The organism is Parapusillimonas sp. JC17 (assembly GCF_052180245.1).
Classification (GTDB): domain Bacteria; phylum Pseudomonadota; class Gammaproteobacteria; order Burkholderiales; family Burkholderiaceae_B; genus Parapusillimonas.
This window is the reverse complement of record NZ_CP197474.1, coordinates 4,712,675-4,726,464: the sequence shown is the minus strand read 5'-3', so window position 1 is coordinate 4,726,464 and position 13,790 is coordinate 4,712,675. Positions and strand designations below refer to the sequence as shown.

At 61.1% G+C, this 13,790-nt stretch carries 13 protein-coding genes; 10 read left to right on the top strand and 3 right to left on the bottom strand.

Annotation, left to right across the window (positions count from 1 at the left end; all coding sequences use genetic code 11):
• Positions 1 to 6: 6 nt before the first annotated feature.
• Together ACSBPU_RS22580 and ACSBPU_RS22575 are read right to left on the bottom strand one after the other, a co-directional pair.
• Positions 7 to 1,110, bottom strand: a complete 1,104-nt coding sequence (locus tag ACSBPU_RS22580) for a FecR domain-containing protein (RefSeq protein ID WP_442594389.1) — start codon at positions 1,108 to 1,110, stop codon at positions 7 to 9.
• The gene (locus tag ACSBPU_RS22575; protein ID WP_442594387.1) at positions 1,110 to 1,826 is read right to left on the bottom strand and encodes a response regulator transcription factor; all 717 of its coding nucleotides are present in this window, start codon (positions 1,824 to 1,826) and stop codon (positions 1,110 to 1,112) included. Before ACSBPU_RS22575 ends, ACSBPU_RS22580 begins: the two co-directional genes overlap by 1 nt.
• Positions 1,827 to 2,035: 209 nt before the next feature.
• On the opposite strand from ACSBPU_RS22575, the gene ACSBPU_RS22570 reads away from it, so the two are divergent.
• From ACSBPU_RS22570 to ACSBPU_RS22550, 5 genes are read left to right on the top strand one after another with little or no spacing between them, the layout of a single operon-like run.
• Positions 2,036 to 2,653 carry a glutathione S-transferase gene (locus ACSBPU_RS22570; RefSeq protein ID WP_442594385.1) on the top strand — a complete coding sequence of 206 codons (618 nt, stop codon included), beginning with the start codon at positions 2,036 to 2,038 and terminating at the stop codon, positions 2,651 to 2,653.
• 10 nt (positions 2,654 to 2,663) lie between these two features.
• Positions 2,664 to 3,281, top strand: a complete 618-nt coding sequence (locus tag ACSBPU_RS22565) for a carboxymuconolactone decarboxylase family protein (protein WP_442594383.1) — start codon at positions 2,664 to 2,666, stop codon at positions 3,279 to 3,281.
• The gene (locus tag ACSBPU_RS22560) at positions 3,278 to 4,186 is read left to right on the top strand and encodes an amidohydrolase family protein (RefSeq protein WP_442594381.1); all 909 of its coding nucleotides are present in this window, start codon (positions 3,278 to 3,280) and stop codon (positions 4,184 to 4,186) included. The genes ACSBPU_RS22565 and ACSBPU_RS22560 overlap by 4 nt, the downstream gene beginning before the upstream one ends.
• 14 nt (positions 4,187 to 4,200) lie before the next feature.
• Complete coding sequence (locus tag ACSBPU_RS22555; protein WP_442594379.1) at positions 4,201 to 6,531, top strand: acyl-CoA dehydrogenase; 2,331 nt, start codon at positions 4,201 to 4,203, stop codon at positions 6,529 to 6,531.
• A gap of 33 nt (positions 6,532 to 6,564) precedes the next feature.
• On the top strand, positions 6,565 to 7,788 hold the full coding sequence (locus ACSBPU_RS22550) for a CaiB/BaiF CoA transferase family protein (protein WP_442594377.1): 1,224 nt from the start codon (positions 6,565 to 6,567) through the stop codon (positions 7,786 to 7,788).
• An 86-nt stretch (positions 7,789 to 7,874) separates the two neighbouring features.
• Here ACSBPU_RS22550 and ACSBPU_RS22545 read toward each other — a convergent pair whose 3' ends face one another.
• Complete coding sequence (locus ACSBPU_RS22545; protein ID WP_442594375.1) at positions 7,875 to 8,627, bottom strand: GntR family transcriptional regulator; 753 nt, start codon at positions 8,625 to 8,627, stop codon at positions 7,875 to 7,877.
• A gap of 226 nt (positions 8,628 to 8,853) precedes the next feature.
• Here ACSBPU_RS22545 and ACSBPU_RS22540 point away from each other — a divergent pair, with 226 nt between their 5' ends.
• The 5 genes from ACSBPU_RS22540 to fusA all read left to right on the top strand — a co-directional run bounded on the left by ACSBPU_RS22540 (position 8,854) and on the right by fusA (position 13,760).
• Entirely contained in the window at positions 8,854 to 9,885 is a 1,032-nt protein-coding gene (locus tag ACSBPU_RS22540) for a Bug family tripartite tricarboxylate transporter substrate binding protein (RefSeq protein ID WP_442594373.1), read from the top strand.
• An 80-nt stretch (positions 9,886 to 9,965) separates the two neighbouring features.
• The gene (locus ACSBPU_RS22535) at positions 9,966 to 10,421 is read left to right on the top strand and encodes a MaoC family dehydratase (RefSeq protein ID WP_442594371.1); all 456 of its coding nucleotides are present in this window, start codon (positions 9,966 to 9,968) and stop codon (positions 10,419 to 10,421) included.
• Positions 10,422 to 10,660: 239 nt separating this feature from the next.
• Complete coding sequence (gene rpsL, locus ACSBPU_RS22530) at positions 10,661 to 11,038, top strand: 30S ribosomal protein S12 (protein ID WP_180071600.1); 378 nt, start codon at positions 10,661 to 10,663, stop codon at positions 11,036 to 11,038.
• 133 nt (positions 11,039 to 11,171) lie between these two features.
• Positions 11,172 to 11,642: a 30S ribosomal protein S7 gene (rpsG, locus tag ACSBPU_RS22525; RefSeq protein ID WP_180071599.1), complete on the top strand. Its 471-nt coding sequence runs from the start codon at positions 11,172 to 11,174 to the stop codon at positions 11,640 to 11,642.
• Positions 11,643 to 11,657: 15 nt separating this feature from the next.
• Positions 11,658 to 13,760, top strand: coding sequence for an elongation factor G (fusA, locus tag ACSBPU_RS22520; RefSeq protein ID WP_180071598.1), 2,103 nt, complete (start codon positions 11,658 to 11,660; stop codon positions 13,758 to 13,760).
• Positions 13,761 to 13,790: the final 30 nt, after the last annotated feature.

Genomic DNA, 13,790 nt, shown 5'->3' with positions numbered 1-13,790 from the left:
GCGATATCAGTATTCCGTCAGGCGCACATGCGGGCCATGCGCCGTGGCAATTGGCATGCCGTCGCTGCTTCTCAGCAAGGTATGCCCCTGGAATGCCAGGCTGGCATCGCGCCCCATGACGCCGTCGGCGTCGATGGCCCGAACCAGAACGTAATACGTGCCTGCGCCAGGTGCGCCGAAGGTGATGTCCGGCGTGGCGAAGCGGCGGCTGGAATGCAGTTCGGTGCCGGCTTCGTCGGAAGCGACCCGGACCAGATATTCCGCCGCGCCGGGAACGGGCGGAAAAGACAATACCCAGCCTGCGCCCCCGCGAGTCATGTTGCCGAGGTCGGGCGCGGGGAGCAGCGGACGGACGCCAAGCATTTTGCCGCCGGCGTCGATGGCGGCGCCCTGGCCCGGACGGAGCCTGGCCATTTGGCCTGCACCTGACGCCAGGTGCGCGGCGCCTTCCAGCACTTCGCTTTGCGAGCCTTGTGCCTGCGCATGGACGCGCAGCCGGGTGCCGCGCACGCCCGTGATGCTGACCGGAGTGCGGATCTCGAAACGTCCTACGCCGGTATCCTGAGGAGCCACCCTGGACTCAAGAGAGCCTTCACGCATCGTGAAAATGGTGTCGATGAGGCCGGTACCCCTGAATGCGCGCAGGCGATCGAAACGCATCGATGACGAGGCGGGTACGGTAAGGGTACTGCCATCGGACAGCGCCATGGTGACATAGCCGGCCGGACCGGTCGACACCGTGTCGCCCTCTGCCACCGCCTGGCCCTTGCCCAGCGGCTGGCCATTGACTGCGGTCTGCCCGGCAACGTGACTGACAGTGGCTTGCGTGGGCACGACGGGAATCAGCGAAAACGGAATCCGGAGTTCAAGTCCGATGGGCAGCAGCGTGGGCTCGGCCACGGCATTCAGATTCTGCAATACGCTCCAATTGCCTGGCGCTTCGGTATAGCGTTGTGCCAGTTCGATGAGGGTGTCATCTTTGACGATGCGGTAAATGAAGTCGTCGCCGACGGCACCCGACGGCTGCGCCAGCGCCGGCAAGGAGCCGAATGCGACCGCGAGTAACGAGGCGGCGGCAGACCGCAAAACGAAGAAAACGGGAAAATTCATTATTGTTGTGAGGATGGGACGGAATCGGGATCGATCAGCTCCAGGCGGTAGCCGAGAGCATACGAAGAGTTCAAGCGTACGCCGTGTTCGGGGCGCAGTTGCAGCTTGCGGCGGATGTTCGACAGGTGCGTGTCGAGGGTGCGCGAAGTGGCTGGGATTTCCCGGTTCCAGACACTGTTGCTCAGGACGTCGCGGGAAAACAACCTGCCCGGATTCCTGAACAGCAACAGGGCGAGTTCGTACTCCTTGGGCGCCAACTCCACCTTTTGGCCGTCAAGCCGGATGGCCTCGTTGGCGGGGTCGATTTCGTACGGCCCGCAGGGGAAGGATGCTTCGCTGGCGGGCTGGGGCTTGTTGCGCCGCAGAAGGGCATGGACGCGCGCCACGAGCTCGCCCTTGCGTATGGGCTTGATCATATAGTCGTCGGCGCCCGCCTGCAGTCCTGTCACGAGCTCTTCCTCAAGGGTACGGCTGGTCAGCATCATGATGGGCAAGCCATGGCCAAGGTTCGCGCGGACCCAGCGCAGCACGTCCAGGCCGCTGATGTCGGGAATTTCCCAATCGAGCAGCAACAAATCGTAATCGTTGCCCCGAGCCAGCACCGACAGCATTTCCCTGCCCGATGAAAAAATGGTGCATTGATGCCCGGCCTCGGACAATATCTGCTGTATGAGACGAGCCTGTACGCTCTCATCTTCCAAGGATGCTATGTTCATATGGCGGGAAAATGCCTTGATAATCGGGGATATGGCGGTAATGTTACGATACAGATCCTAGGGTGTCGAGCATGATTCCGGCCTGCGGACTTCCTTCGTTCAAAAGTTAGTGTTATATTCCATATAGGTCATAAGTATGACATTAGTGCCTATACATGCTGCAGACAGCCGTCGGCTCATGCAGGTTTTTGCAACGAATGAATCCCTTTATGAAACTACATTGGTCGCCTCGCTCGCCCTTCGTCCGCAAGGTCATGATCGTATTGCACGAGACGGGTCAAGCTGACGCCGTCGAACTGCTGCGGACCCCTGTTGCGATGGACACGCCCAATCTTGGGCTGATTCCGGACAACCCCCTCATCAAGCTGCCCACCCTGGTGCTGGATGACGGCTATGCCTTGTATGACTCGCGGGTGATCTGCGAGTATCTTTCCAGCCGTGCGAAAAGCGAGCTGTTCCCGACGGAAGAGACCGCAAGAATCAAGGCCTTGCGCCAGCAAGCTCTGGGAGACGGCTTCATGGACGTCCTGTTGCTGTTCAGGCAAGAGCGCAACAAGCCCGCCGAACGACAGACACGAGCCTGGCTGGACGCATTCGCGATCAAGGTGAATGCCGTGCTGGCCTATCTGGAGTCGGAACAGGCGAAGCAGCCTGAACCTCCGTTTGATATCGGCGCCATCACCATAGGTTGTGCGCTGTCCTACATGGACTACCGCTACGCCGATATCGACTGGCGCAGGCAAGCGCCATCGCTCGCCGCCTGGCACGCCAACGCGTTCATGCGCCGCCCCTCCGTCCTGGCGACCGAGCCGAACGAAAGCCCTTGAGACCGAGACCATGAGCCGTATTCCCCTACCCACGCCTGAAACCATGAGCGTCGAGCAGCGTCAGGTGTATGAAAACATCATCAGCGGCCCGCGCGGCCGGCTGGTTGGGCCGCTGCGGGCCGCGATCCACAATCCGGAGCTGGCGGAGCGCTGGCAGAAACTGGGCGAAATCCTGCGTTTCGGCACGTCCTTGCCACCCAAGCTGAACGAGCTGGCCATCATTGTCACGGCTCGTCGCTGGAACAGCCAGATCGAGTGGTACATCCACGCCGACGCCGCTCGCAAGGCGGGACTGAGCCAGGCGGTGATCGACGCCTTGAAAGAGGCTGACGAGCCGCCATTCGACGACGAGGCGGAATTCATCGTGTATGAATTCGCACGTCAATTGCAGCAGCACGGTACGGTCGAGTCCATGGTGTATGGGCGCGCGGTGGAACTATGGGGTGCCGCGGGCGTTGTCGAGCTGACCGCGGTGGTGGGCTACTACACCATGGTTTCGATGACCCTGAATGTGCACGAGATCCCCATGCCCGACGACCAGCCGCCGCCGCTGGACACACCCATGCAAGACGGCGCGCCGGCGCTGACAGCGATGAACAAAGCCAGAAAATGGGAGCCCGCACTATGAACCAACAAGGCATCGTACCCGACGTCCTGGATGCGCCTCGCATGCCGACGGCGCCCAGCGTGACCCTACCGGCATACAGCTGCGATACGCACTGCCACGTCTTCGGGCCATATGACCAGTTTCCCTTGAGGAATCCATCCAACTATCCGCCTCCGGATGCTCCCGCGGCGCGCTACCTGCAGATGCTGGACACCATTGGAATGGAAAGAGGCGTGCTGGTGCAGCCGGCGCCCTACGGTACAGACGCTTCCGCGCTGATCGATGCCATCGCCTTGCGCAAGGATAGTTTGCGCGGCGTGGCGGTCGCGTCGGCCGATGCGACCCAGGACCAGCTGCAACAGCTCCATGCCGGCGGCGTAAGAGGACTACGCTTCGTCGAAGCGCGCGACCCCGCCGGCAACCTGTTCGCCGGCAGCGTCGGGTTCGACTCCGTGCAAGCGCTGGCGCCGTCCATGAGGCGCGCAGGCCTGCACGCGCAAGTATGGGGGCCCTATGACGCTTACCGCGAAAGACTGGAACCGCTGGCTGATCTTGGAGTTCCCGTGGTGATCGATCACATGGCCAGCCTGTCCGTCGAGCGCGGACCCGATGATCCGATATTTCAGATGGTGCTTCGCCTGCTCAAGCAGGGGAAGGTCTGGGTCAAGCTGTCGGTGTGCCGGGTATCGAAGCAAGCCCCGCGGTATGAGGACCTGAAACCGTTCCACGACGCCTTGCTGGCGGCGAACGAAGATCAGGTGTTGTGGGGCTCGGATTGGCCGTATGTCCGCATGGGGCAGTCCGCACCGGACGTAGGGCGCCTGATCGATTTGGCCCATGAGTGGTTCGGCAACGATGCGACACGTCGGAAAGTATGGGTGGAGAACCCGGAAAAGCTGTATGGCTTCGAACAGGCAAGAGGTTGAAGATGGGTTTTGACATGAGCGAAATTCAGGCATTCAAGGATAGCGCGCGCGATTTCCTGGCTCGGGAAAATCACGGCGAACGCATAAGGACGTTGATCGCCGACGATCGCGGCGTGGACCGCGAATTCTGGCAGCAGATCGCAGAGGCCGGATGGCCGGCCCTGCTGGTGCCGGAGGACCACGGCGGCCTTGGACTCGGGCTGGCCGAAATGGTCGCCATTGCCGAGGAAGTGGGCAGATCGTACATTGCGGAGCCTGTGTTGCCGGTCGCCGTGCAGGCGGTCAGCCTGCTTGCCCGCCTGCCGGCGAGCGCCTTGCGCGACGAGCTGCTGGCCGGCATTGCCGATGGGTCGCGCCTGGTCGGCACGGCGTGGCAGCAGCGGCTGGGGCAGATCGACACCGTCGCGCCCGATAACGCAAGCATGGACGGGGATGCCTGGGTATTGAACGGTAACTATGTCGGTGCTCAACCCCTCAAAGCGGCCGACGGCTGGCTGGCATTGGCCGGCGATGCGGGTTCCCCCATGCTGGTGTGGCTGCCGGCGGGGCAGTCGGGGCTCGTGATCGAACCCCAGCGCCGGCTGGACGGCGCCGATGCGGGTGCCATCGCCTTGTCTGCATGCCGGATAGAGGCTGAACAGATACTCGCCTCCGGCGACAAGGTGCTGGAATGGCTCAATGCCGCCCTGGACATCACGCGCATCGTCCAGGCGGCGCAGTTGCTGGGCATCGGGCGCCAGTCGTTCGAGGCCACCCTGGAATACATGAATGTCCGGGTGCAGTTCGGGAAGCCCATAGGCAGCTTCCAAAGCCTGCAGCATCGCATGGTCGATGCCTACATCCAGCTTCAGTTGCTCGAATACGCCATCGCGCAGGCATTGACTCTCGTGGCACAGTCGGACGGCGGTCTGGCGATGCAGGCAAGCCGCCTGAAAGTGCGAGCGGAGCAGGCGGCAGGCCTGATCACTCGCCTGGCCGTGCAGATCCACGGCGGCATGGGGTATTCCGACGAGTCGGACATCGGCCTGGCCTTGAAGCGGGCAATCGCCCTGAGCAGCGAGCTGGGCAATGCACGGGCTCATCGCAGCCGGTATGCCGGCGAGCTCTCCCGGTCGGCGCGGACGACCGAGCCGGTAACGCCGGACGAGGGCGTTGGAGCCTGGGCCAGCTTCCCCACCGATACCGACTGGGACGCCATGCCCGAGACGGAATTCCGCCAGATGCTGCGCGCCTTCTTCGCGCGCCATTATCCCGAGCACCTGCGCCACAAGACCTCTCGCCTGCACTGGCATCAGATCGAGGAGTGGTACAAGACGCTGTCGGCTCAAGGCTGGATCGCCCCGGCGTGGCCCAAGGAATATGGCGGCATGGCATTGTCGCCGGACAAGATGATTGCCTACATCGAAGAGCAAGAACGCTACGGGGTGGGGCGCCCGCCAGATCAGGGGCTGGTCATGCTAGGACCGATTCTGTTCCGTTTCGGCACGGCCGAGCAGAAAGCCAAGTATCTGCCGCCCATCCTGTCGGGCGAGCATGTCTGGGCGCAGGGGTATTCCGAACCCAATGCTGGTTCCGACCTAGCGTCGCTGCGTTGCGAGGCCGTGCCGGATGGCGACCAGTTCGTGGTCAATGGCCAGAAAACCTGGTCCACGCTTGCGCAGGACGCCACGCACATGTTCATGCTGGTCCGTACCGACAAAACCGTCAAGAAGCAGGCCGGCATCAGCTTTCTGATGGTCGATCTGTCGACGCCCGGCGTGTTGGTGCGCCCCATCAAGACGATCGCGGGCGACGAGGAATATTGCGAAGTGTTCTTCGATAACGTCAGGGTTCCCAAGGAAAACCTGGTGGGCGAAATGAATCAGGGCTGGACGATATCCAAGGCGTTGCTGGGCTTCGAGCGCTTGTTCAGCGGCAGCCCCAAGCATTCGCAGAACACCATGGGCATGGTCGACAAGATCGCCCTGCATAGTGGTCTGTTCGACGATGCGGCGTTCATGGCCGATTATGCGCAGTTGCATATCGATGTCGCCGACCTGTCGGCCGCCTATGCCGCATTCTCTGAGATCGTGCGGCGCAATGAGCCCTTGCCGGCCAATGTGTCCCTGCTCAAGATCTGGGCCACCGAGACACACGAGCGGACAGCCTTGCTGTTGCTCGACGCAGCACAGGAGCACGCGTCATCGTCCGGCAGCATAGCGTTCGCGGCGCAGGACGGATCGGAGGTCACGCTGGACGGCGTGCAGCTTCCGCTGTTCAACGCGGCGGCGGCCAAGATTTTCAGCGGCACGAACGAAATCCAGCGCAATATCCTGGCGAAGATGGTTCTGAACCTTCCGACTTGAAGCCATAGCATGTTTTATAGGAGTGAACAATAAATGGCGGATTGCCTTTCTCATATCCGTGTCCTGGACCTGAGCCGGGTGTTTTCAGGGCCATGGGCTGCCCAGATGCTGGCCGATCTGGGAGCCGACGTGATCAAGGTCGAGCGGCCCGGAAGAGGCGACGACGTTCGCCAGCAAGGTTATCGTGCGAAGAATGCCGAAGGCCAGGAAACGCCTGAAACCTCTTCTTTCCTGGCGATGAACCGGGGCAAGCGTTCGATTTCGATCAATATGGCCGTTCCCGAAGGGCAAGCCCTGATCCGCGAGCTGGCCAAGCAGTGCGATGTGCTGATCGAAAACTTCAAGGCGGGCGACCTCGTCCGCTACGGGTTGGACTATGAATCGTTGAAGGAAATCAACCCGCGCCTGGTGTATTGCTCGATCACCGGTTTCGGACAGACTGGCCCCTACAGCCATCGGCCCGGCTATGATCCCATCTTCCAGTCGATGACCGGCTTGATGAGCCTGACGGGCAATGCGCCCGACGAGCCGGGCGGCGGGCCGCAGAAAGTCGGTTATGCGGTGTCGGACATCAACGCCGGCCTTTATGCCGCCATCGGCATACTTTCGGCACTCAACCATCGGGACGCCGTGTCGGGCAAGGGCCAGCACATCGATATCGCCCTGTACGACGCGCAATTGGCGTCGCTGTCCCACATGGCGATGAATTATCTGGTTTCGGGCGAAGTCCCCCAGCGCATGGGCACCGCGTCGGCCATCACCTGCCCGTACCAGGCGTTCGAGTGCAGCGATGGCCATCTGATGATCGCGGTGGGTAACGATTCGCAGTTCCGCCAATTGTGCGACATCCTTGGCTTGCCGGAACTGGGCAGCGATCCCCGCTTCGAACTGAACCGGCTGCGCGCCCGGAACCAGAAGGTGCTGGTTCCCATGCTGGCCGAAGTCTTCCGCAGCCGGCCGGTCAAGCACTGGCAAGAGCAGCTGGACGCCGCGAACGTGCCCTGCGGGCCCATCAACGACTTGAGCCAGGTTTTCGAAGATCCGCAAATCCAGCACCGCAAGATGCTGATCGAGATGGAGCACTCGACCGTGGGACCAATTCCCCAGATCGCGAATCCCCTGAAACTCTCGGAGACGCCCGTCAATTACCGGCGCCCGCCGCCCACGCTCAGCCAGCATACCAACGAGGTGCTGGCCGACATGCTGGGCATGGATGCGGAGGCGCTTGCGGAGCTGAAGGAAAGACGCGTGATTTGATGGCCAGGGTCAGACCCCATGCGGGGTCTGACCCTCCACTCAATCGAAGAAGGGGTCAGACCCCGTACGGGGTCTGACCCCCATGCTTACTTGAGCTTGATGTCCAGGCGCACCACGTCGCCCCGGTAGATGCCGTCGCCGACAAACACGACGGTACCGTCCTTGTCGACGGCGGTGCGATGGACGTGCGCGACAGGCGCGTTCAAGGGCAGCTGGAGCAGCTCTGCGATCTCCGGATCCGCCGAACCCAGGGTAAGGGTCTGGTGGGCCTCGGCGATTTCGAGGCCGGGAAGATCCCGCAGGATGCGCATCGACGTTTTTGTCTTGAAGGCCCGTGGCGGAATTCGCTTGCAGATCTGTTCGTCTATAAAGACTTCGCCCAGATAGTAAGGCTGGTCGTTGCGCCAATGGCGGCGCTGCCAGTATTGGTAGCTTTCGGCAACGCGTCCGATATCGGGGCCGACGGTCGTGGGGACGCGCTTTTCGCCCGCCGACAGGATCTCGATGCTCACGCCCTTGGGCGCCAGAAGCTGTCCATCCCAGTTGGAGGCCACTTCGCACCAGAACTGTTCCTGGGGCTTGCCGATGACAAAAGTGCCTTTTGCCCGATAACGGGCAATCAACTGCTCGGCCTCAAGCAGGTCGAGCGCCTGCCGGACCGTGGCGCGAGCTACATTGCATTCCGCGGCGAGCTCGTCCACGGTGGGGATTTGCTCGCCCACAGGCCATTGCCCCGATTCGACGCGACGGCGGAACAGGCTTGCCAGCTGCACGTAGCGGGCGGCTGCGCTTCGGCTGAAGTCGATGACTGTGTTCGGTTTGCTTTGCTTGGTAGCCATTGTGTCGTTCTGATGTCCTTCCGGCCAGTCTGAGCGCTGATTGTACTCATCCCGCGTGCCCGGGTACATGGTCGTCGTCAGCTATAGTCCATAAGTGTAACCTATATAGGTTAATAACACGCCCTATTGACTTTAAAAATGAATTGCCATAGCATCGATACCGAGGCTCGACCCATGCAGGAGGAGCCGAATCGCAGATTCGTTGGCATAGTAAGGGATCACATATATGGGACACCAGTACAACAAGAAAGCAGGCAGCTTGAAGATCAACAAGAACAGGCGTTGCTTGCTGGGCGCGCTTGCGGGGGCCGTGGCGATGACGCTGGCCACGCCCGGCGCCGTCATGGCGGCCACGTACCCCGACAGGCCCATCAAGATGGTCGTGCCGTTCCCGGCCGGCGGCTCGACCGACACGGCCGCGCGCATCATGGCCAAGGGCCTGCAAGACGCCTTGTCGGCCAATGTCGTCGTGGAGAACCGTGCCGGCGCAGGCGGCACGGTGGGCATGGCGGCGGCGCTGCGCTCCGCGCCCGATGGCTATACGCTCGGCGTAGGTCCCGTCGGGGCGACCATCATCGCCAAGCTCATCGGCATGCAAGTGCCGTATGACCCCGTGAAGGACATCGTGCCGATCGCCAACATGGGTTCGCTTCCTCTGGTGTTCGCCGTAAAGAGCGATCTTCCCGTCAAGAGCCTGGGCGAACTCGTTGCGTTGGCAAAATCCAAGCCCGGCGCCTTGTCCTACGGTACGTCCGGCGCGGGTACGCCCGGCCACCTGGCATTCGAGTACTTCAAGAAGCTGGCCGGCCTAGACATCGTGCACGTTCCCTACAAGGGCGACGCGCCGTTGACGACCGACCTGCAGGGCGGCCAGCTCGAAATCGGCATACTGACCGGCCCGGCGGCGGTATCCCAGGCAAAGAGCGACAAGCTCAAGTACCTGGCCGTCACCAGCGGCGTCCGCTACCCGCAATTGTCCGAAGTCCCCACGGTCGCCGAGTCGGGCTACAAGGATTTCGCCATCACCATCTGGAACCTGCTGGTCGCTCCCGCGGGAACCGACGCGACGATCATTGCCTCTTTGAACGGCGCCATGAACAAAGTGCTGTCCATGGAGTCCACCAAGGAAACCTTGCAAGCCCAGGGATACCTCCCTCCGGTCACCATGGACACGGATGCCGCGGCGGCATTCGTGGCAAACGAGCGGAAAATCTGGGAAACCATAGTCAGCACCACGGGCGTCACGATCGCCAACTGATTTGGCCGCAAACCGGCCTGAACATGCGCCCGCCGCGTTTCTTCGGATCCGCCACGGGCGCTTTTACATGGATGAATGAAATGCTGGAAGTTGAAACGCCGCGGGACCTGGCCCGGTACGCAGGCGAAGCGCTGGGGGCGAGCGGGTGGTTTACGGTTACGCAAGAACAGGTGGACCGGTTCGCGGCGCTGACCGGCGACCACCATTGGGTCCACGTGGACACCGAACGCGCCAAGGCGGAAATGCCCGGGGGCGTCACCATTGCGCACGGCTTCTTCGTGCTGTCCCTGATTCCGCAGCTGGCCAAGGATATCTTTCAAATCCGGAAGCGCGGAAAGGGGCTCAACTACGGCTTGAACCGGCTTCGATTCACTGCGCCGGTGCCGGTGGGATCGCGGCTGCGCCTGCGCCAACGGCTGCTGGCTGCGGAATCGGCCCATGGCGGCACGCTGTTTACATTCAAAAATGCCTTCGATATCGAAGGGCGGGAGCGGCCGGCCTTGGTCGCCGAGATGCTGCTGCTAATTTTCGATTGACCAAAGCCCATTAGCCGTGCTACGATGGCGAGCTTACTTTAGGGTTCCTTGCCAGTTCCTTGAAGTCAGGTAGCTCGCTTTGTGCAAGACCCTAGTCGCTCTTTACGTATTCGTTTTTGGCGGCTTCTTGCGCAAATGCAGCGCGAAACCGCAGTAAGGCGCCTTTTTCCAGGCGTTTAATTCAATACGTATACCAGAGCGCCCAGGCGCCTGGTCAAGTCACAGGATGCGTAAAGGTCATGCCAACCATTAGCCAACTCGTGCGCAAGCCGCGCGAAGTAAGTCGCGCGAACAGCAAGAGCCCCGCGCTCGAAAACTGCCCTCAGCGCCGCGGTGTATGCACTCGCGTATACACCACCACCCCCAAGAAGCCAAACTCGGCTTTGCGTAAAGTCGCCAAGGTGCGCCTCACCAATGGCTTCGAAGTCATTTCGTACATTGGCGGCGAAGGCCACAACCTGCAAGAACACTCGGTCGTTCTTGTGCGTGGCGGCCGTGTGAAGGACTTGCCCGGTGTGCGTTATCACATCGTGCGCGGCTCCCTCGACCTTCAAGGCGTCAAGGACCGCAAGCAAGCCCGTTCCAAGTACGGCGCAAAACGCCCGAAGAAAGCCTAAGTATCTTTTAGTCCAGTAAATCTGGTCGTATCAGTGCAGCCGTGGGCAGACGCCCATAGCATGTAAGTGGCCATTTCGATAAATGGTCGTGGCCGCGAAAGCGGTTCAACTGAACAGTCACAAGGAAGTTAAAATGCCTCGTCGTCGCGAAGTTCCCAAGCGTGAGATTCTCCCCGACCCCAAATTTGGCAGCGTAGAGCTCGCCAAATTCATGAACGTTGTTATGTTGTCTGGTAAGAAAGCTGTTGCCGAACGTATTATCTACGGCGCTTTCGACCAGATCCAGGCTAAAACTGGCAAAGAGCCTATTGAAGTGTTCAACACTGCAATCAACAACATCAAGCCTATCGTCGAAGTAAAGAGCCGCCGTGTAGGTGGCGCGAACTATCAAGTGCCGGTTGAAGTGCGTCCTGTGCGCCGCCTGGCTCTTGCCATGCGCTGGTTGCGTGAAGCAGCCAAGAAGCGCGGCGAGAAATCGATGGATCTGCGCCTGGCCGGCGAACTGCTCGATGCCTCCGAAGGCCGTGGCGGGGCAATGAAGAAGCGTGAGGACACTCACAAGATGGCCGAGGCCAACAAGGCATTCAGCCATTTCCGCTGGTAATCTAAGGACACTATCATGGCCCGCAAAACCCCAATCGAGCGCTATCGCAACATTGGCATCTCTGCCCACATCGACGCAGGGAAAACCACGACAACAGAACGTATCCTGTTCTACACCGGCGTCAACCACAAGATTGGCGAAACCCATGAAGGCTCGGCCACCATGGACTGGATGGAACAAGAGCAAGAGCGCGGCATCACGATTACTTCGGCCGCCACCACGGCATTCTGGCGCGGCATGGCCGGCGATCGCCCCGAGCATCGCATCAACATCATCGACACCCCGGGACACGTCGACTTCACCATCGAAGTCGAACGCTCCATGCGCGTGCTCGATGGCGCCTGCATGGTGTATTGCGCCGTGGGCGGCGTGCAGCCCCAGTCGGAAACCGTTTGGCGCCAGGCCAACAAGTACGGTGTGCCCCGTCTTGCCTTCATCAACAAGATGGACCGCACCGGCGCGAACTTCTTCAAGGTCTACGACCAGCTCAAGTTGCGCCTGAAGGCCAATCCCGTGCCCATCGTCATTCCTATCGGCGCTGAAGACACCTTCAAGGGCGTGGTCGACCTGATCCGCATGAAGGGCATCGTCTGGGACGAAGCCAGCCAAGGCACCAAGTTCGAATACATCGACATCCCCGCCGAACTGGTCGATCAGGCCAATGAGTGGCGCGAGAAGCTCGTCGAGGCGGCTGCCGAGTCGTCCGAAGAGCTCATGGACAAGTACCTGGAATCGGGCGAGCTGACCGAAGACGAAATCAACAAGGGTCTGCGCACGCGTACCATCGCAGGCGAAATCCAGCCCATGCTGTGCGGCACCGCGTTCAAGAACAAGGGCGTGCAGCGCATGCTCGACGCCGTTATCGACTACCTGCCATCGCCCGTGGACATCCCCCCGGTCGAAGGCACCGACGACGACGGCAACACCATCAGCCTGCCTGCCTCCGACGACGCCAAGTTCTCGGCACTCGCATTCAAGCTCATGAGCGACCCCTTCGTTGGCCAGCTGACTTTCGTGCGCGTGTACTCGGGCGTTCTGCACGCCGGCGAAACCGTGTACAACCCGGTCAAGAGCAAGAAAGAGCGCATCGGCCGCATCCTGCAGATGCATGCGAACAACCGTGCCGAAATCAAGGAAGTTCTGGCGGGCGACATCGCCGCCGTGGTGGGCCTGAAAGACGTGACCACGGGTGAAACCCTGTGCGACGTCGGTCAGCACATCCTGCTCGAGCGCATGGAGTTCCCCGAGCCCGTGATTTCGCAGGCCGTCGAACCCAAGACCAAAGCCGACCAGGAAAAAATGGGTATCGCGCTGTCGCGCCTCGCCCAGGAAGATCCTTCCTTCCGCGTCCGCAGCGATGAAGAATCCGGCCAGACCATCATTTCCGGTATGGGCGAGCTTCACCTCGAGGTCCTGGTCGACCGCATGCGCCGTGAGTTCGGCGTTGAAGCCAACGTCGGCAAGCCTCAGGTTGCCTACCGCGAAACCATACGCAAGACCTGCGAGGAAATCGAAGGCAAGTTCGTCAAGCAGTCCGGCGGTCGCGGTCAGTACGGCCACGTCGTGCTCAAGCTCGAGCCTCTCGAGCCGGGCGGCGGCTACGAATTCGTCGACGCCATCAAGGGCGGTGTGGTTCCTCGCGAATACATCCCGGCGGTCGACAAGGGCATCCAGGAAACCCTGCCTGCGGGCGTGGTTGCCGGCTATCCGGTGGTAGACGTCAAGGTGACGCTGTTCTTCGGTTCGTACCACGATGTGGACTCGAACGAAAACGCGTTCCGCATGGCGGCTTCCATGGCGTTCAAGGACGGCATGCGCAAGGCCAGCCCCGTGCTGCTCGAGCCCATGATGGCCGTTGAAGTCGAAACGCCGGAAGACTACGCCGGTACGGTGATGGGTGATCTCTCCTCTCGTCGCGGCATGGTCCAAGGCATGGACGATATCGTTGGCGGCGGCAAGATCATCAAGGCCGAGGTTCCCCTGGCCGAAATGTTCGGTTACTCGACCAACCTGCGTTCACAGACGCAAGGTCGCGCGACCTACACGATGGAGTTCAAGCATTATGCCGAGGCTCCCAAAAACGTCGCTGATGAAGTCATCAGCGCGCGCAGCAAGTAATTAACCAATATTCCTGTCCGCCAGAAGCGG